The sequence below is a fragment of the Mesorhizobium sp. USDA 3734 genome (assembly GCF_056279665.1).
Window position 1 is genome coordinate 6879275 of the sequence record NZ_JBWCCW010000001.1, and the last position, 16571, is coordinate 6895845.

20 protein-coding genes are annotated in these 16571 nt (G+C 63.6%); 12 read left to right on the top strand and 8 right to left on the bottom strand.

What is annotated here, in order from left to right:
- Positions 1 to 37: 37 nt before the first annotated feature.
- The 5 genes from ACZ89F_RS32910 to ACZ89F_RS32930 all read left to right on the top strand — a co-directional run bounded on the left by ACZ89F_RS32910 (position 38) and on the right by ACZ89F_RS32930 (position 3789).
- On the top strand, positions 38 to 961 hold the full coding sequence (locus tag ACZ89F_RS32910; RefSeq protein ID WP_476096375.1) for a hypothetical protein: 924 nt from the start codon (positions 38 to 40) through the stop codon (positions 959 to 961).
- Positions 962 to 1304: 343 nt separating this feature from the next.
- Positions 1305 to 1688 (top strand): RidA family protein, encoded by a 384-nt coding sequence (locus ACZ89F_RS32915; RefSeq protein WP_476096377.1) that lies wholly within the window; start codon positions 1305 to 1307, stop codon positions 1686 to 1688.
- Between the two features lie 14 nt (positions 1689 to 1702).
- Positions 1703 to 2053: a VOC family protein gene (locus ACZ89F_RS32920; protein ID WP_476096379.1), complete on the top strand. Its 351-nt coding sequence runs from the start codon at positions 1703 to 1705 to the stop codon at positions 2051 to 2053.
- 138 nt (positions 2054 to 2191) lie between these two features.
- Positions 2192 to 3295, top strand: coding sequence for a 3-isopropylmalate dehydrogenase (gene leuB / locus ACZ89F_RS32925; RefSeq protein WP_476096380.1), 1104 nt, complete (start codon positions 2192 to 2194; stop codon positions 3293 to 3295).
- 5 nt (positions 3296 to 3300) lie between these two features.
- Positions 3301 to 3789, top strand: a complete 489-nt coding sequence (locus tag ACZ89F_RS32930; RefSeq protein WP_476096382.1) for an N-acetyltransferase family protein — start codon at positions 3301 to 3303, stop codon at positions 3787 to 3789.
- Here ACZ89F_RS32930 and ACZ89F_RS32935 read toward each other — a convergent pair.
- Complete coding sequence (locus tag ACZ89F_RS32935; RefSeq protein WP_476096384.1) at positions 3779 to 4492, bottom strand: DUF805 domain-containing protein; 714 nt, start codon at positions 4490 to 4492, stop codon at positions 3779 to 3781. The two genes, ACZ89F_RS32930 and ACZ89F_RS32935, sit on opposite strands and share 11 nt — an antisense overlap.
- Positions 4493 to 4777: 285 nt before the next feature.
- Here ACZ89F_RS32935 and ACZ89F_RS32940 point away from each other — a divergent pair, with 285 nt between their 5' ends.
- The gene (locus ACZ89F_RS32940; RefSeq protein ID WP_476096385.1) at positions 4778 to 6064 is read left to right on the top strand and encodes a glycosyltransferase; all 1287 of its coding nucleotides are present in this window, start codon (positions 4778 to 4780) and stop codon (positions 6062 to 6064) included.
- Here ACZ89F_RS32940 and ACZ89F_RS32945 read toward each other — a convergent pair.
- Positions 6061 to 7932 carry a DEAD/DEAH box helicase gene (locus tag ACZ89F_RS32945; RefSeq protein ID WP_476096387.1) on the bottom strand — a complete coding sequence of 624 codons (1872 nt, stop codon included), beginning with the start codon at positions 7930 to 7932 and terminating at the stop codon, positions 6061 to 6063. The genes ACZ89F_RS32940 and ACZ89F_RS32945 overlap by 4 nt on opposite strands.
- Positions 7933 to 8368: 436 nt before the next feature.
- On the opposite strand from ACZ89F_RS32945, the gene ACZ89F_RS32950 reads away from it, so the two are divergent.
- A complete protein-coding gene (locus ACZ89F_RS32950; protein WP_027059343.1) occupies positions 8369 to 9403 on the top strand; it encodes an aspartate-semialdehyde dehydrogenase in 1035 nt (344 codons plus the stop codon).
- Positions 9404 to 9675: 272 nt separating this feature from the next.
- On the opposite strand, the gene ACZ89F_RS32955 is transcribed toward ACZ89F_RS32950, so the two are convergent.
- From ACZ89F_RS32955 to ACZ89F_RS32965, 3 genes are all read right to left on the bottom strand, one after another.
- Positions 9676 to 10107, bottom strand: coding sequence for a type II toxin-antitoxin system PemK/MazF family toxin (locus ACZ89F_RS32955; RefSeq protein ID WP_476096389.1), 432 nt, complete (start codon positions 10105 to 10107; stop codon positions 9676 to 9678).
- 3 nt (positions 10108 to 10110) lie between these two features.
- A complete protein-coding gene (locus tag ACZ89F_RS32960) occupies positions 10111 to 10380 on the bottom strand; it encodes a type II toxin-antitoxin system prevent-host-death family antitoxin (RefSeq protein WP_476096390.1) in 270 nt (89 codons plus the stop codon).
- 72 nt (positions 10381 to 10452) lie between these two features.
- Positions 10453 to 10860: an ACT domain-containing protein gene (locus ACZ89F_RS32965; RefSeq protein ID WP_476096392.1), complete on the bottom strand. Its 408-nt coding sequence runs from the start codon at positions 10858 to 10860 to the stop codon at positions 10453 to 10455.
- A 181-nt stretch (positions 10861 to 11041) separates the two neighbouring features.
- Here ACZ89F_RS32965 and ACZ89F_RS32970 point away from each other — a divergent pair, with 181 nt between their 5' ends.
- Positions 11042 to 11947: a bestrophin family protein gene (locus ACZ89F_RS32970; RefSeq protein ID WP_476096394.1), complete on the top strand. Its 906-nt coding sequence runs from the start codon at positions 11042 to 11044 to the stop codon at positions 11945 to 11947.
- Positions 11948 to 12232: 285 nt separating this feature from the next.
- A protein-coding gene (locus tag ACZ89F_RS32975; protein ID WP_476095896.1) for an IS5 family transposase occupies positions 12233 to 12999 on the top strand; the annotation gives its coding sequence in 2 pieces (ribosomal slippage) (positions 12233 to 12557 and positions 12557 to 12999; 768 coding nt in all).
- A 6-nt stretch (positions 13000 to 13005) separates the two neighbouring features.
- On the opposite strand, the gene ACZ89F_RS32980 is transcribed toward ACZ89F_RS32975, so the two are convergent.
- Positions 13006 to 13954 (bottom strand): IS630 family transposase gene (locus tag ACZ89F_RS32980; RefSeq protein WP_476090555.1). Its coding sequence is split into 2 segments (ribosomal slippage): positions 13006 to 13617 and positions 13619 to 13954, totalling 948 coding nucleotides; the frame shifts between segments, so codons are not numbered across the junction.
- A 290-nt stretch (positions 13955 to 14244) separates the two neighbouring features.
- On the opposite strand from ACZ89F_RS32980, the gene ACZ89F_RS32985 reads away from it, so the two are divergent.
- The 3 genes from ACZ89F_RS32985 to ACZ89F_RS32995 all read left to right on the top strand — a co-directional run bounded on the left by ACZ89F_RS32985 (position 14245) and on the right by ACZ89F_RS32995 (position 15712).
- Positions 14245 to 14655, top strand: a complete 411-nt coding sequence (locus ACZ89F_RS32985; protein WP_476096395.1) for a DoxX family protein — start codon at positions 14245 to 14247, stop codon at positions 14653 to 14655.
- Between the two features lie 68 nt (positions 14656 to 14723).
- Complete coding sequence (locus ACZ89F_RS32990) at positions 14724 to 15251, top strand: SRPBCC family protein (protein WP_476096396.1); 528 nt, start codon at positions 14724 to 14726, stop codon at positions 15249 to 15251.
- 197 nt (positions 15252 to 15448) lie between these two features.
- A complete protein-coding gene (locus tag ACZ89F_RS32995) occupies positions 15449 to 15712 on the top strand; it encodes a YMGG-like glycine zipper-containing protein (RefSeq protein WP_024504033.1) in 264 nt (87 codons plus the stop codon).
- Positions 15713 to 15797: 85 nt separating this feature from the next.
- Here ACZ89F_RS32995 and rpsP read toward each other — a convergent pair whose 3' ends face one another.
- The gene (gene rpsP, locus ACZ89F_RS33000; RefSeq protein WP_013528800.1) at positions 15798 to 16199 is read right to left on the bottom strand and encodes a 30S ribosomal protein S16; all 402 of its coding nucleotides are present in this window, start codon (positions 16197 to 16199) and stop codon (positions 15798 to 15800) included.
- A gap of 39 nt (positions 16200 to 16238) precedes the next feature.
- Positions 16239 to 16571, bottom strand: coding sequence for a chorismate mutase (locus ACZ89F_RS33005; RefSeq protein WP_109663710.1), 333 nt, complete (start codon positions 16569 to 16571; stop codon positions 16239 to 16241).

Genomic DNA, 16571 nt, shown 5'->3' on the forward strand with positions numbered 1-16571 from the left:
CAGGCCGGGTTCGTGGCGACTGAGTGGAGGGACAGACATGACTCGTTCGCTTCTTGCCGGCACTTGCGGGCTGGCGTTTCTTCTGATGACCGCCGCTTTGAGCCATGCCCAGACGCAGACGCCCGCCGCGCCGCCTGCGGCCGAAAAGCCTGCCGCCGACCAGGGGACAGACGCCGCCGACGCTTCCGATGACGACAAGCAGGCGCCCGTACCGTTCGAAGGCGGCACGCTGACCATCACCCAACCGGAACAGGACGGTGAGAAGGTGCTTGCCTATGACGGCAAGCAGCTGGCCACCAACTATGACGTCTTCTTCGACAGAATAGTCGAGGTCGGCGGCGTCAAGGTGGCGCTGTTCGATGTCGGCGATGGCGGCAATCAATGCGGACCGGCGACGGTGATCGTCTGGAAGCCGGAAGGCGGCACCATCCAGAGCACCACGGTCGAGCAGGACGACTGCGGCGCGCCGCCCTCGGCGGTGTCCGACAACGCCATCTATTTCGTGCCCTATCTGTTGCCGGGAGATCAGAAGCCGGCTTTGCAATGGTCGCCGACCGACGGGCTGACGATTTCGGGCAATCTGAGCTACATGCCGGAACCCGGCACGGACTGGAAAGACATCGATCCGGAAAAGTACCAGAACATCATCGACGCCTTCCACAACGAGGCCGTCTACAAGGAAGCTGAAAAGCTTCTCGGCAAGGACATGCCCGACATGGCGACCAGCCTGCTGGTCGGCGGCGGCACGGAAAAGACCGCTTCGGGCGCCTTCTACGCCAGCGGCTGCGTGCCGCATGACTGCGGCGGCAATGACGGCTTCATGGCGGTCGACCCGGCCAAGCACAAGCTCTACTTCGCCCGTCGCGGCGACAATGGCCAGCCGAACGCCTGGCCGCCGGTGGCGACATGGCCGGCCGATGTGAAGGAGGCGCTGGATAAGGCGCTGGGGCAGGCGAATTAAAGCATTAGCGTTGCGCGGCGCCCCCCCGCGCTTTCGTCATCCACGGGCGGAGCGACGCGCAGCGGAGCGCAGACCCGAGGATCCATGCCGCGACCGTCATCGGAGGGTGCTACGGAGCAGAATTCTACACCGCTGCAACGCCTTGAAGTCGCGGCATGGATCCTATGGTCTGCGCCGCGTCGCTCCGCTCCTTGCTCCGCTCAGGGATGACGATGCGAGGGATGCTCGGGCTAATCTCCGAGGTTGCGTTTGCCACATCGTGACAACAGTCCGCCCGGTTTGGCCCATGGCCGGGTCACCTTCTCACCTGCTAGATGGCCGCACTGACTTGCGAGGGACACCCATGCGTAAACTCATCTCCACCGGCTCGCCGTTCGAAAAGACCGCCGGCTATTCGCGCGCCGTGGTGCAGGGCGACTGGTGTTTCGTGTCCGGCACCACCGGCTACGACTATGCGACGATGACGATGCCGGAGACGGTCGAGGCGCAGACGCGCAATTGCCTGGCGACGATCGGCAAGGCGCTTCATGACGGCGGCTTCGAAATGGCCGACGTCGTGCGGGCGCATTACTACATCACCGACCAGACCTTCGTGGACATCGTCTTCCCGATCCTCGGCGAGACGTTCGGCGACATCAGGCCAGCGGCGACGATGATCGTCTGCCAGCTCAACAGACCGGAAATGAAGATCGAGATCGAAGTCACGGCGCTGCGGCGCACGGCGTGAAAGGCAGGCCGACGATGAAAGTCCAACGCATCGTTGCCAACATCGAGACATCGGATGTCGCGGCGGCGAAGCGCTTCTACCAGGACGTGCTCGGCCTCGACGTGCTGATGGATCTCGGCTGGATCGCCACCTACGGCTCCGAGGAAACGATGCAGATGCAGGTCAGTTTCATGGCGCAAGGCGGCTCCGGCACGCCGGTGCCGGATCTTTCGATCGAGGTCGATGACGTCGATGCGGCGCTCGATGCCATGAAGGCGGCCGGCTTCGCCATCGAATACGGACCGGCCGACGAGCCTTGGGGCGTACGGCGCTTCTATGTCCGCGATCCGTTCGGCCGACTGGTCAACATTCTCTCGCATCGGTGATCATGGTTGCGACCTGCAGGCTTGCACGCCGGGCGCTTGGCGTTTAGCAAGGCGCGGTCGCACAGCGACGCACGCCTCCTTGGCGTGCAAAGGACGCTGGGCAAAATCGAAACGCATTCTTTCTGGGACGGTTTCTCCATGGCAACGAAGCATCTTTTCCTGCTCCCCGGCGACGGCATCGGTCCGGAGGCCATGGCCGAGGTCAAGAAACTCATATCAGCCATGAACGACAAGCTCGGCAGCGGTTTTACCACCGAGGACGGGCTGGTTGGCGGCTGCGCCTATGACGCGCATGGCGCGGCGATTTCCGATGCCGACATGGAAAAGGCGATGGCCGCCGACGCGGTGCTGTTCGGCGCCGTCGGCGGTCCGAAATGGGATGCGGTGCCCTACGAGGTGCGCCCTGAGGCCGGCCTGCTGCGGCTGCGCAAGGACATGGAGCTGTTCGCCAATCTGCGCCCGGCCATCTGCTATCCGGCGCTGGCGGCGTCCTCCTCGCTCAAGCAAGAGGTGGTCGAAGGCCTCGACATCCTCATCGTGCGCGAGCTGACCGGCGGCGTCTATTTCGGCGAGCCCAAGCAGATCATCGATCTCGGCAACGGCCAGAAGCGCGGCATCGACACGCAGGTCTACGACACGTTCGAGATCGAGCGCATTTCGGGCGTCGCCTTCGAGTTGGCGCGGACGCGCAAGAACCACGTCACTTCGATGGAAAAGCGCAATGTGATGAAGTCGGGCGTGCTGTGGAACGAGGTCGTCACCCAGACCCACAAGGCGCGCTATCCGGACGTCAAGCTCGACCACATGCTGGCCGATGCCGGCGGTATGCAGCTGGTGCGCTGGCCAAAACAATTCGACGTCATCGTCACCGACAATCTGTTCGGCGACATGCTGTCCGACATCGCCGCCATGCTGACCGGCTCCATCGGCATGCTGCCGTCGGCCTCGCTCGGCGCGCCTGACGTGAAGACCAAGAAGCGCAAGGCGCTCTACGAGCCGGTGCACGGCTCGGCGCCCGACATAGCCGGCAAGGGCATCGCCAACCCGATCGCCATGATCGCCTCCTTCGCCATGTGCCTGCGCTATTCCTTCGGCATGGTCGATGAAGCCGACCGTGTCGAAAGCGCGATCGCCGCCGTGCTCGATGCAGGCCTGCGAACGAAAGACATCATGTCCGATGGCATGACCGAAGTCGGTACGGTTCAGATGGGTGACGCGATCATCGCCAGGTTCCTGGGCTGATCCCCATGGCGGTCGACGTCCGCTGGGCGACGATCGAGGACGCCGCGGCACTCGCGGCAATGTTGTGCGAGATGGCGGAGCATTACCGGCAGCCGCCTCCCGGTGCCGACCGGGCCCTCTCTGCCGCATGCAAATGGCTTGGCGAGGAAAGCCCGGCCTATCCGCATTTCGCGCTCGCCTTCGTCGACGGCGAGGTCAGCGGCCTGGCGTCGGTGGCGATCGCGCATCCAGGCATCGATCTTGAGCGGCTGCTGTTCCTCAAGGACCTGTTCGTGCGCGACAACATCCGCAATGCCGGCGTCGGCCGGGCGCTGATCGGCTTTCTCGCCGACCATTGCCTCAACCACGGCATTGGCCGTATCGACCTGACCACCGAGGACTGGAACGAGGGCGCGCTGCGTTTTTACGCGCGGCTCGGCGCCGAACGCCACGGCCAGAAGGTCTTTCTCAGGCTTTCGGGCGACGCCTTGAAGGCCATCGCCCCTAGACCCTGACGCCTGCCGGCACCGGTCCCCACTGGTTTTCCCGGGCCTGCGTCGGGATTAGCGCGAAGACCAGGATGATCAGGCTGCCGATGGTCGGGATCAGGATCAGCAGGCAGAGCCAGCCCGACAGGCCGATGTCGTGCAGCCGGCGCACGATCATGCCGAGACTGGGAAGAATTGTCGCCAGCAGGAAGGTGCCGCACAGCCCGACCGTTATCGCGCCCGAGATATCGCTGTCGAAGCCGCCCATATCCATATCGGTGTACAGGCCGATGCCGCCGATGATCAGCAGGCAAACCATCCAGAACAGGCTGTAGCCCCAATATTCCTTGCGGCGGGCGCGCCCGGCGAAATTGAAATAGTTTTTCGTCACGCCACGCCAGAAATAGCCCCAGAGATCGCTGGGCTCGGCTGTCTCGGAAGACCGACCGAAACGCTGCGCAGGAGGTGGGGCCGCTGCAGGGGGAACGCCGGCCTGGGCCGGTGCGGCCTTGATACCGGGGTCGGCGGCGGCCGCAGCGGCGGTCTGGGCACCAATCGAAAAGACATCGCGCGCCTGGCCGCCGCCCGGCTGGAACTCGACGGCCGTGCCGTTGGGCATGGCGGTTTGCCGGCGCAGGTTCTCGCGGGTGAAGGTGTAGGGGTTGCCGTCGGCTCCGGTGATGAAGCCAAAGCCCTGGTCCTCGTCGTAATGAAGCACTTCGCCGCGCATTTGCCGCCCCCGCTCGCCACGTCCCGGTCAAGATGTGGCACAGGGCCGAGCCGGTGGGCAATACCGGGCGGCATGGCTACCGTCCTGGCGGCAAATGAAGCATAAGGCATCAAGTGCAACCGCCTTCGCCAAAAGCAGACCCAAAAGCAGACAATGACAGCCGAGCGTTCCGATACCAGCATCGCGATAGGGGACAGGGAGGTCGCAAGGCCTCCGAGGCTGGCCATCGACGCCACCGGCCTGATGTTCTGGCCGCGAGGTGAGGGCCTGGCCGGGATCCCACGAGTGGAAAGCTTTCTCATCAACGCGGCGTTGGCGGATCCCGACCCATGCGTGGAGGTGGTGGCGTTCAGAGCCAATGAAGGCCGGTTCCGCCCGCTTGCCCCCTACGAACAGGACCATGTCGCGGCAGGTGAGATTTCACCGCATCATGTCCAGAGGTGGCCGGGGAGACGCACGGCGCTGTCGCAGGCCTTCGCGGCAGTGCGGCAGCAGCCATGGGGCAAGCGCGACGCTGACCGCCATCTCGCCAAGACGGTGACCAATGGCCGCAAAGGGATTGCCTATCAGGCGACGAGGCTGCTGATCCGTGCCTATCGCCTGTACCAGCGGGCGAGGATTCGGTCGGGCCTGCGCCGGGACGTTCCAAGCCAACCGGCCGAGACGGAACGCGGCCTTGTGCTGATCAGCCATCACATCCTGACCGGGGAAGACCGGTCGGCCGTCTCGGGTGGGGCCGGTGACCTTGCCTTCCTTTGCCACGATCTTATCCCGACACTACGCCCCGACCTGCTTGGTGCGGGCACTGGCGAGGGGCGTTACGGGTCCTATCTCGAGCACCTCGTCGGCTCCGGCGCTCCGGCGTTTTGCGCCTCTGACGAGGTTGGCGCCACGCTCGCCGACCATATGCGCAAAGCCGGCATCGCCGCGCCGGTCGTGTATCGCTTTCCGATGCCCTCCATCCTGCACGAGACGGCTTCCCGCATGGGCACGACCTCGCGCATCGAGACCGGCGAGCCGTTCGTGCTCTATTGCTCGACCATCGAAGTGCGCAAGAACCACATCCTGTTGGCGCGGATCTGGCAGCAGGCGCTCGACGAGGGCGTCAAGCTGCCGCGGCTTGTCTGCGCCGGGCGCTGGGGTTGGATGATCGATCCGCTGCGGGCTTACTTGAAGGCGCATCCCGAGCTCCTCCAGTCGGTCACGTTCACCGGGCTGGTCAGCGACGAGGAACTCATCGGCTACTATCGCCGCGCTTCCTTCGGCGTCTTTCCCTCGCATATCGAGGGTTGGGGCTACGGCGCCTCGGAATGCCTCGATTTCGGGGTTCCGGTTATCGTCTCGACAGCGCCGTCGCTGATCGAGGCGACCGGCGGCCTGATGCCGGCGATCGATTCACAGGATCAGCAAGGCTGGTATGCGGCGATCCGCAGGATGGCGCAGGACCATGCGTGGCGCTCCTCGCTGGCGGAGCGCATCGCAGAGAAGCATCGGCCAACACCGGCGGCGGCAAGCTGGGCCGCCATCAAGGCCGGCCTGCAGGCCAGCGCGTCGAACCGATCAAAGTTCTAGGCGGGCCGCTTCTTCTCCTTCTTGTGCTTCGGCGCGGCGGTGTTGTCGAATTTCGGCTTGCCCGGCTTCGCCCACGGCTTTGCCTCATGCGCGGCTGCCGGGCGCTGATCGGCTGATGCCGGTGCGCGTTTTTCGAATTTGCGCTTCGGCGCGTTGGGGTCGAACGGCGCCTTGCCGCGATGCGGTTTCTTGTCGGGGCTCGGCGGCTGATAGCCGGCGCGCGACAAATCAGGCTGGCCGTCGAGCCGCTTCACAAGGATGTTGCCCTGCAGCTTGCGGTCGGGACCGATCGCGGCCAGGAAGCGGTCGGCCCAGTCGGCGGCGATCTGCACGAAGGTCTCCTCCGGCTGCATCTTGATGGCGCCGATCTCGCGCTTCGAGATGCTGCCGGTGCGGCACAGCATCGGGATCAGCCAGCGCGGCTCGGCATTCTGCCGGCGCCCGATCGAAAGCGAAAACCAGACGCTGTCGCCGAAATCGTCGCGGCGGCTGGGTGCCTCGTCGCGACGCGCGAAACCTTCGCCCGCCGGCCTTTCGCGCGACGGCGTGAACGGCGCGATTTCCATGAGGTCCTCGGGCGCCGAGCGGCTGGCCCGGCACTGGCGCACGAAGGCGGCGGCCACCTGTTCGGCGCCATGCCTGGCGAGCAGCGCGTCGATGAAACCGCGCTCGTCCTCCTTCACAGGTTCTTCGAAAGCCGGATCGGCAAGGATGCGATCGTCGTCGCGCCGCATCACGTCGTCGGCCGAGGGCGGGCTCGCCCATGTCGCCTTGAGGCCGGCGTTCTGCAGCAGCCGCTCGGTGCGCTTGCGGGCGCTGTTGGGCACGATCAGCGCGCTGACGCCCTTGCGCCCGGCACGGCCGGTGCGGCCGCTGCGGTGCAGCAGCGTTTCCGGATTGGTCGGCAGGTCGGCGTGGATCACCAGTTCGAGGTTGGGCAGGTCGATGCCGCGCGCCGCCACATCGGTGGCGATGCAGACCTTGGCGCGGCCGTCGCGCATCGCCTGCAAGGCATGGCTGCGCTCGTTCTGGCTGAGTTCGCCGGAGAGGGCGACAACGGAGAAGTTGCGGTTGTTGAAGCGTGCGGTGAGATGATTGACGGCTGCACGCGTGTTGCAGAACACCAGCGCGTTCTTGGCCTCGTAATAGCGCAGCACGTTGATGATGGCGTTTTCCCGGTCGGGCTGGGCAACGCTCAGCGCCCGGTATTCGATGTCGAGATGCTGCTTTTCCTCGCCGGCGGCCGAAATGCGCACGGCATCGCGCTGGTAGCCCTGCGCCAGCGTGGCGATCGAACGCGGCACGGTGGCCGAGAACATCAGCGTGCGGCGCTCGGCGGGGGCAGCATCGAGGATGAATTCGAGGTCCTCGCGAAAGCCGAGATCGAGCATCTCGTCGGCCTCGTCGAGCACCACCGCCTTGAGCGCCGACATGTCGAGCGAGCGCCGGGTGATATGGTCGCGCAGCCGGCCGGGCGTGCCGACGACGATGTGGGCGCCGCGCTCCAGCACACGCCGCTCCGAGCGCATGTCCATGCCGCCGACGCAGGACGCCACGGTGGCGCCGGTCAGCTCGTAGAGCCATTCCAGCTCGCGCGTCACCTGCAACGCCAGTTCGCGCGTCGGCGCCACCGCCAGCGCCAGTGGTGCCGCGGCGTGGCCAAAGCGCTCGGCGCCTCCGAGCAGGGTTGGCGCCAAGGCGAGGCCGAAGGCCACCGTCTTGCCGGAGCCGGTCTGCGCCGAAACCAGCGCATCGGCCTCACCGAGTTCGGGCGCCACAACCGCCTTCTGTACGGGGGTCAGTTCGGAATAGCCGCGTTTTTCCAGCGCCTTTGCCAGCGCGGGAACGAGTGCATCGAAGTTGGACATCTTACTCTTTCGGAATTCGGATTCTTATATGCCCAGCAACGGGCCTGTCTTCGGCGGGCGTCGGGACGCTCCATCAGCCGGATAGTCATGCCGTTCGTACTTCGTGCCGCTGCCATTGTACAGGGCAACAGGGCGCTCATCGCAATTGACTCTTGACGCAAACCGCGTAAAAGCCCGCTTCGAACGGGATCGTTTTTCGATGCGCGGCCTTTTGATGGCTCTTCTTGCATTCGATGCCCCCAGCCTCGATGCACATCATTGGGCCGGGCGCGTCGGCGCGTCTCCTCGTTCCAGCAAAACTATGGCCAAAACCACCACCAAAACGGTGTGATTCCCTTGGCCTAACCACCCTCTCCCGGGTTCGGCCCGGGGGACGGAACCCGCATCGGCCAGCGGGTTTCTCCAAAAACCAAGCGGAGAGGGACAGGAGATTTTTATGAGTTTCAAGGTTGCAGTCGTCGGCGCTACGGGCAATGTGGGCCGGGAAATGCTCAACATACTGGAAGAGCGTGGCTTTCCGGTGAGCGAAGTCGTGGCGCTGGCCTCGCGGCGCAGCCAGGGCACTGAAGTGTCGTTCGGCGACCGCACGCTGAAGGTCAGGACGCTCGACCAGTATGATTTTTCCGACACCGACATCTGCATCATGTCGGCCGGCGGCAACGTCTCCAAGGAATGGTCGCCGAAGATCGGCAAGCAGGGCTGCGTCGTCATCGATAATTCGTCGGCCTTCCGCTACGACCAGGACGTGCCGCTGATCGTGCCGGAAGTGAACCCGGATGCGATCTCGCTGTTCACGCGCAAGAACATCATCGCCAATCCGAACTGCTCGACGGCGCAACTGGTGGTGGCGCTGAAGCCGCTGCACGACTTCGCCACCATCAAGCGCGTCGTCGTCGCCACCTATCAATCGGTATCCGGCGCCGGCAAGGAAGGCATGGACGAGCTCTTTACCCAGACCCGCGCGGTGTTCGTCGCCGATGGCGTCGAGGTCAAGAAGTTCACCAAGCGCATCGCCTTCAACGTCATCCCGCACATCGACGTCTTCCTCGACGACGGCTCCACCAAGGAAGAGTGGAAGATGGTCGCCGAGACCAAGAAGATGCTCGACCCCAAGATCAAGCTGACGGCGACCTGCGTGCGCGTGCCGGTGTTCATCGGCCATTCGGAAGCGGTCAACATCGAGTTCGAAAAGCCGATCACCGCTGACGAGGCGCGCGATATCCTGCGCGAGGCGCCGGGCTGCCAGGTCTTGGACAAGCGCGAGGACGGCGGCTACATCACGCCGCTGGAATCGGCCGGCGAGGACGCAACCTTCATCTCGCGCATCCGCGAGGATTCGACCATCGACAACGGCCTGTCGATGTGGATCGTCTCCGACAATCTGCGCAAGGGCGCGGCGCTGAACGCGGTGCAGATCGCCGAGCTTTTGGTCGAGCGCGGCCTGATCCAGCCGAAGAAGAAGGCGGCCTGATTTTCGCTCACGGGCCGCACCGCCGCTAGCGCGGCTGGCCCTCCGCGTGGGCGCCGGACGACCGGCGGCCCGCGGTCGCGGGCTCGACCTTCGGCCGGGGTGCCTCTTGCTTTTCCCCTTGTCGGATACGGAGGACGGGCGAGACCGTGGCTCGCCCGCCCCGGGGTGGTGGATTGGCGCGAAGCGCCAAGACGGATAGGAGAGCTGGACGGGTGCTGCGGCGCCAAGTTGGGCTCTTCGACGTATCCTTCGGCGCGGCCATCCGCAAAGGGTCAGTCGCGCGGCACCTGACGGCCTTGCCCGGCTTCCCAGATCGTTCTGAGGCGCTCCACCAGCGATGAAAACAGCCGTGGCGGCAACAGGCCGTAGTCATAGCGGTCGGTAGAGCGCGGCACCGGACGAAGGTCGTAGCCTGGCCACGCAAAGCGATTGCCTTCGTGGAGCATCACCCATGAGCGCTCGCCGTCCAGCCCCAAATGACGCTTGACGGCCGGCGGCAGCTCGATCGCCAGCGATGGATCGGCCGGCGGTACATGCGTGACAGGCACCACCGTAACGATCAGACCATCGGCGCCGCGTTCGACGGCTAGCACGATCACGCAAGGGCGATCTTTCCGCCCTTCATCCTGCCCGGCTTGATGTTCATGATGCCACAGATACGCATAGGAGATGACGAGGCCGAGCTGTGGGTCGGGAAGCGGCATGCCCTACTTGGTATCCATCAAGGCATCGAGATGATCGTGTTCCGACGACATGCGGCCGCTGGCGATAGCTTCCACTTCCTCGCGCTGCAGATCCCTGGTCGCAAATGATTGCCGGGCCAGGTTCTTGTAGTGCTGCAGCTCTTCATACTCGACAGCTGAAACGAAATAGCCGGTTGGCCGCCCATGACTCATCACGGCGACAGGCTCACGCTGCACGATCTCTCGGTAACGCCCAAAATTACGGGTGAATTCTGTGGTGGGAACTTCACGCATGATGGCTCATCCTAAATCGCGTAATTTACGCATTTACCGTAATTTACGCGTTTTTTGATATCCTGTCAAAGTTCAGTCGGCGCTGTCCCGTGCCAGCTGACGCAACAGCTCCATTGCTTCCTCCGCGCGGTCGGCGGGGACGAACAGATGATCATGGTAGAAGGCCGAGACCGGGTTGACGCCCATGCCGGCGGCGGCGAGGCGCGTGGTGATGGCGGCGAGGAAGCCGACGGCTTCCAGCGACGAATGGATGTTCAGAGTCAGCATCCGGCAAGGGAACGACGCGGTCAGTGCCGCTGCACTCGCCGCCTCTTCGGTTACGATCAGCGTCACGCCTTCGCGCTCGCGAAACACCATCACCGGCTCGAGGCCTTCCGGCTGAGCGATGCCAGGCGCCAGCGTGGCGAAGACATAGGTTCCGGCGAGCAATTCCGGCGTCATCGATGCCAGCAATGTCTTCAGGTCGGTTTCGCCAGTCATTCGTCTTCTCTCGCCTGCAGAAACGGGCGCAGTCTGCTCTTCAATATCCGCGACCGAAGGGTACCGATAGTCCGCCGCTGCACAGACGACATGGCGATGTCGCTGGCGGCTGGGCTTGCAGACCTTTCGCGTCGCACAATAAAGGAGCTGAGGACCAGCGCCGGTCCGCGAAAGGCCTTTGATGATCGTCCGCCCGCGCCCACGCCTTCTGCACCTGTTCTTCATCATGCGCGGCTCGGTGGTGCCGCGCATCCTGCCGCAGATCCTTGGCTTTGCAGCCTATGGCGCGCTGGTGGTGGTGGTCGTGCGGGCGCTGAAGCTTGATTTCGGCAATGCCGGCACTGCACCCTTCGCGCTGCTCGGGGTGGCATTGTCGATCTATCTCGGCTTCCGCAACAACGCCGCCTACGACCGCTGGTGGGAGGCGCGCAAACTGTGGGGCCAGCTCGTCTTCGACATCCGCAATCTGGCGCGCGCCTCCGCCGGGCTGGTCGACGACCGGACGGAATTGCGCGGCCTGCTGATGGAAGCGGTCGCCTTCTGCCACTTTCTGCGCGGTCTGCTCAGACGGGTCGACGCGGCGCCGCAAGCCCGCGCTTTCATCGGTGACGAAACCGAGATCGTCGCCAAGGCGGCCAACGCACCCGACGCGATGGTGCGCGGCATGGGCCGCCGCATCGCCGCGCTGCGCAAGGCCGGCGCGATCGATACGATCGGCTACCGCATCCTCGACGAGCGCCTGTCGGAAATCGCCGCCGCGCAGGCCGGATGCGAGCGCATCATGGGAACACCCCTGCCGTTCGCCTACACGCTGCTTCTGCAGCGCACCGCCTATGTCTTCTGCCTGCTCTTGCCCTTCGGGCTGGTCTCCTCCGCCGGCTGGGCGACGCCGCTGTTCACGGCGCTGATCGCCTACACCTTCTTCGGCCTCGACGCGCTTTCGGAAGAACTCGAGGATCCGTTCGGCACCGAGGCCAACGACCTCGCGCTCGACGGTCTCTGCCGCGTTTGCGAGATCTCGGTGTTCGAGGCGCTGGGCGAGACGCCGCCGAAAATGCTGCCGGCCGAGAAGTTTTACTTTTCGTAGGTGCTGGATACGGATGGCTCTGTCTTCGGAGATTGGCCGACACGGCCCTCTCTTCGTCATCCACGGGCGTAGCAAGGAGCGAAGCGACGCGGCGCAGACCCGAGGATCCATGCCGGGGCGTCTGTTTCAGACGAAAGCGGCTCAGAACCGGCACTCTCGCGAGGCCGACACATCCTGGACCGCTGCATCCTTCGGCCGGCGTCGCGGCATGGATCCTAGGGCGCGTACTCAACCCTTGCATGGCCTTTGAAGCAGTGATTCAACGCCTTTGATTAGGAGGCGATGATGGCACGCTACGATCTAAGCGAAGCAGAATGGCAAATCGTGGAACCGCTTTTGCCGCCACATGGCTTGGGCAAGAAGCGGGTCGACGATCGGCGGGTGGTCAATGGCATATTTTATGTTCTGAGGACCGGATCGCCTTGGCGCGATCTGCCCGAGCGGTATGGCCCCTACACCACGGTCTACAACCGCTTCAACCGTTGGGCCAAAAGAGGTGTCTGGTTGGCGATGTTTGAAGCGCTGGCGGCTAAGTCACCACAGTCTTTGCACCTGATCGACAGTTCGATAATCCGCGCCCACCAGCATGCGGCGGGAGGTAAAAAGGGGGTCCGGATAACGCCATTGGCCGTTCTCATGGCGGACTGAGCACCAAGGTCCACGCGCTCTTCGATCAAGACGGCCTGCCGATCCGTCTCCTCATCTCGGAGGGAAAGGCATCCGACAAGACATTCGCCCCGCAATTGATCGAAGGGCTGGCGCCAGCAAAGGCGCTTGTCGCCGACAAAGGCTATGACAGTTGGCCGTTCGTCGCCCTTGTTGCCGAGACTGGCGGGTGCGCTCACATCCCGACCCGTCGGCACGTAAAGGCAAAGAGATTTGTCGCGCCAGACCTCTATCGCGAGCGAAACCGCATCGAGCGCTTCTTCTGCAAACTCAAGCAGTTCCGCAGGGCCGCTACCCGCTTCGACAAACTTGGTCGAAACTTCCTCGCAACTCTTACCCTCGCCTCCCTAAGGATTTGGCTGCGACACGTTGAGTCCACGCCCTAGAGCGTTTCACGTTTTGACGGAAGCGTATCCCGCATTTACGAAGTAGTTCTTGCATTCGGCTGCCTCGATGGTTTCGACGAGGTGGCCGATGTGGCGCCAAGTTTCCTCGACAGTGCGTTTCTGGGCCTGGCGCATCCAGTGTTTGATCTTGGCGAAGGCCTGCTCAATCGGATTGAGGTCCGGAGAGTAAGGCGGCAGGTACCAAAGCCTGGCGCCGGCAGCCTTGATCATCTGCCTGATGGCGGCCGACTTATGACTTCCCAGATTGTCCATGACGACGATGTCGCCGGGCTTCAGAACGGTGATGAGCTGTTGCTCGACATAGGCCCGGAAGCATTGGCCGTTGATCGGTCCGTCGAAGACACAAGGTGCCGCGAGCCGATCCCAGCGCAGCGCGCCAAGGAAGGTCAACGTGCGCCAATGGCCGTGCGGAGCCAATCCGCGCAGCCGCTTGCCCTTCGGCCCCCAACCGCGCAGCGGAGCCATGTTGGTCTTGATCCAGGTCTCATCGATGAAGACCAGGCACTGTGGATCGAGACCCGCCTGCCAGGACCGCCATCGCTGACGCCTGCGGGCAATATCAGCGCGGGCCTGCTCAAGGCCGAACAGTGTTTTTTTTGAAGCTCAGGCCCTCGCGGCGCAGGAACATCCAGATCGTATTGTGCGAGACCTTGACCCCGCGCGCTTCCAACTCGTCTTTCAGCCTATGCAAACTCAGCTCAGAGGTCTGATTGATCCGCTCCACGATGAAGGCCCGATGCGGCTCAAGAATGCGCTTGCGATGTCCGCCCATCTTGCCCGGCGCCACCGAGCCGGTCGCTCGATAGCGCTGCGACCACTTCACGACAGAGGAAACTGCAACGCCAAAGCGCGATGCCACGGTACGGCAATTCTCGCCTGCGCCAACTGCTTCAACAACACGCTCACGAAGATCGTTTGAAAGCGCTCGCGTCATTAGATGCTGGCCTCCAACCCAGCCTGCATCTTGAATCACAAACAGCCTGATTTGGGAATCCTACGATTCTCTCAAAGTAGGAAACGCTCTAGGGTCTGCGCCGCGTCGCTTCGCTCCTTGCTTCGCCCTAGGATGACGAAGGCATGATTATCTCGGCGCCAAGGTTGCCTTCGCCTCATTGTAGCGCCACCGGCGCCAAAAAGAATCCGCACCCTGTCGGATCTTCGCCTCATGCCGCGTCCTTGGTTCGACCCCAGCGAAAAGGGTTCGAACCATCAGGAGGGACCGCCATGAGCATTTCCGAAACCGCGCCCGTATCGCCGGGCGCTTTGTGGACCGGCCGCGCGCTCAGTGGCGTCATCGTGCTGTTCATGATCTTCGACGGTGTCATCAAGCTGCCGCCGCTCGACATCGTCACCCAGACGATGGTGCCGCTCGGCTGGTCGGCGGATGCGAATGTCGCACGCATGCTCGGCATCATCGGCCTGATCTCGACGGCGCTCTACGCCTTGCCGCGCACCGCGGTGCTCGGCGCCATCCTGCTCACCGCCTATATGGGCGGCGCCATCGCAACCAATCTCCGCGTCGATAATCCGCTGTTCTCGCACACGCTGTTTGGCGTCTATCTCGGCATCATCCTGTGGGGTGGCCTGTATCTGCGCGACCCACGCGTGCGCGCGCTGATCCCGTTCAGCCGATAGTCTCATCATTTTGAAGCAATTCAGGACGGAAAACCGCTTTTTCCTGGAAATTGCCTTAGGGAGAAAAAATGTTCAGCACCATCCTCATCATCCTGCTCGTCATCATCGCCGTCGTGCTCCTCTATGCCGCAACGCGACCGAACGATTTCGTCGTCACCCGCACAGCCAGCATCAAGGCTCCGCCGGAAGCGATCTTCCCGCTGATCAATGATTTCAGCCGCTGGCCGACATGGTCGCCCTACGAAAAGCTCGACCCGCGGATGAAGCGCACGCTCTCCGGCACTGAGAGCGGCAAGGGCGCGGCCTATGCCTGGGAGGGCAATGGCAAGGCCGGCAAGGGGCGCATGGAGATCGTCAATTCGGTGCCGTCCTCGCTGGTGTCGTTGAAACTCGATTTCGAGAAGCCGTTCAGGGCCAACAACAGCGTCGATTTCACCCTGATGCCGTCGGGCGGCAACACTGCCGTCACCTGGGCGATGCGCGGCGGCCGGCCCTTTATCGCCAAGCTGATGGGCCTGTTCATGAACTTCGACACGCTGATCGGCAAGGATTTCGAGGTCGGCCTCGCCAATCTGAAAAGTCTCAGCGAAAAGTGACGTGCATGAGCCCTGTCAGAATTTGCCGCTCCAAAGGAAGGGCGGCATAACGTCCACATCGTGAGACGGTCGCGATCAAAGCACCCTGTTGGACGCCTGAAATTCCTTTGTCGGCATCTCTTTTGGATCAAATCGCCGAGTCGCAAGTTAGGGATTCGCTTGGCGGCGGAGGCATTTCCTATCAGAGAGGAACGACAATGAAGAAAACGATGCTTTTGATGGCCCTGCTGGTGCCGCTCGCCGCTTGTTCACAAACGGAAAAAGGCGCTGCTGTCGGCGGGCTGGGCGGGGCGGCTGTCGGCGCTGCCGTCGCCGGCGATCCGGTTGAAGGTGCCGTCGTTGGTGGCGCTGTCGGCGCTGTTGCCGGTGCGCTCATCGGCCGGGCGAGCGAGCGTGGCGAATGCCGCTACCGTGATAGCCGTGGCCGCGTCTACATCGACCGCTGCCCAAGCGGCTATTGATCGGGCCGCATTCGAGAATGAAGTCGACATAGCAAAACGGCGGGCACCATGGCCCGCCGTTTTCCTGGAAGCGATAGAGCAATATCTATTCGGCGGTAGCGGCTTCGGCCTCGGCCGGTGCTGCTGCAGCGGCGGCAACAGCGGCTGCGGCGTCTTCCTGCGCCTTCTTCAGAAGGGCAGCGCGTTCCTGCGCCTTCTTGCCCGGCTCGGCCTTCTTCGGGTTGGAGCGGGCGTCGCGCTTGACGAGGCCGGCCTCGTCGAGGAAGCGCAGCACGCGGTCGGTCGGCTGGGCGCCATGCGCCAGCCAATGCTTGACGCGGTCGGCGTCGACCTTGACGCGTTCGCCGTCCTTGGGCAGCAGCGGGTTCCACGAGCCGATCGACTCGATGAACCGGCCGTCGCGCGGCGAACGGGCGTCGGCGATGACGACGTGGTAGTAAGGACGCTTCTTCGAGCCCGCACGGGCCAGTCGGATCTTCAAGGGCATTTCTTTTCTCCTAAAAACTCTAAGTTCGTTGATTGGGTTTCAGTTGGTTTTCGTCACGCCGTTGGAAGTGGAAGCGGCGATCTGTTCGTGGTGGCGGATCACTTCGCGGACGACGAAGTTGAGGAATTTTTCCGCGAAATCCGGGTCCAGATGAGCATCCTTCGCCAGCTGGCGAAGCCGGGCGATCTGCTGCTGCTCGCGCGCCGGGTCGGCCGGCGGCAGGCCATGCGTCGCCTTCAGCACGCCAACCGCCTTGGTGCAGCGGAAGCGCTCGGCCAGCATGTGGATGAGGGCTGCGTCGATGTTGTCGATCGAAGCGCGGTAATCGGCCAGGATGGTGCGGGCGTCGGCCATATCTTTCTCTTCGTTCAT

Bases quoted from the DNA above. Each gene is read 5' to 3' on its own strand.
- ACZ89F_RS32910 (WP_476096375.1), top strand. From the start codon at position 38: ATGACTCGTTCGCTTCTTGCCGGCACTTGCGGGCTGGCGTTTCTTCTG.
- ACZ89F_RS32915 (WP_476096377.1), top strand. From the start codon at position 1,305: ATGCGTAAACTCATCTCCACCGGCTCGCCGTTCGAAAAGACCGCCGGC.
- ACZ89F_RS32920 (WP_476096379.1), top strand. From the start codon at position 1,703: ATGAAAGTCCAACGCATCGTTGCCAACATCGAGACATCGGATGTCGCG.
- leuB (WP_476096380.1), top strand. From the start codon at position 2,192: ATGGCAACGAAGCATCTTTTCCTGCTCCCCGGCGACGGCATCGGTCCG.
- ACZ89F_RS32930 (WP_476096382.1), top strand. From the start codon at position 3,301: ATGGCGGTCGACGTCCGCTGGGCGACGATCGAGGACGCCGCGGCACTC.
- ACZ89F_RS32935 (WP_476096384.1), bottom strand. From the start codon at position 4,492: ATGCGCGGCGAAGTGCTTCATTACGACGAGGACCAGGGCTTTGGCTTC.
- ACZ89F_RS32945 (WP_476096387.1), bottom strand. From the start codon at position 7,932: ATGTCCAACTTCGATGCACTCGTTCCCGCGCTGGCAAAGGCGCTGGAA.
- ACZ89F_RS32950 (WP_027059343.1), top strand. From the start codon at position 8,369: ATGAGTTTCAAGGTTGCAGTCGTCGGCGCTACGGGCAATGTGGGCCGG.
- ACZ89F_RS32955 (WP_476096389.1), bottom strand. From the start codon at position 10,107: ATGCCGCTTCCCGACCCACAGCTCGGCCTCGTCATCTCCTATGCGTAT.
- ACZ89F_RS32960 (WP_476096390.1), bottom strand. From the start codon at position 10,380: ATGCGTGAAGTTCCCACCACAGAATTCACCCGTAATTTTGGGCGTTAC.
- ACZ89F_RS32965 (WP_476096392.1), bottom strand. From the start codon at position 10,860: ATGACTGGCGAAACCGACCTGAAGACATTGCTGGCATCGATGACGCCG.
- ACZ89F_RS32970 (WP_476096394.1), top strand. From the start codon at position 11,042: ATGATCGTCCGCCCGCGCCCACGCCTTCTGCACCTGTTCTTCATCATG.
- ACZ89F_RS32985 (WP_476096395.1), top strand. From the start codon at position 14,245: ATGAGCATTTCCGAAACCGCGCCCGTATCGCCGGGCGCTTTGTGGACC.
- ACZ89F_RS32990 (WP_476096396.1), top strand. From the start codon at position 14,724: ATGTTCAGCACCATCCTCATCATCCTGCTCGTCATCATCGCCGTCGTG.
- ACZ89F_RS32995 (WP_024504033.1), top strand. From the start codon at position 15,449: ATGAAGAAAACGATGCTTTTGATGGCCCTGCTGGTGCCGCTCGCCGCT.
- rpsP (WP_013528800.1), bottom strand. From the start codon at position 16,199: ATGCCCTTGAAGATCCGACTGGCCCGTGCGGGCTCGAAGAAGCGTCCT.
- ACZ89F_RS33005 (WP_109663710.1), bottom strand. From the start codon at position 16,571: ATGAACGAAGAGAAAGATATGGCCGACGCCCGCACCATCCTGGCCGAT.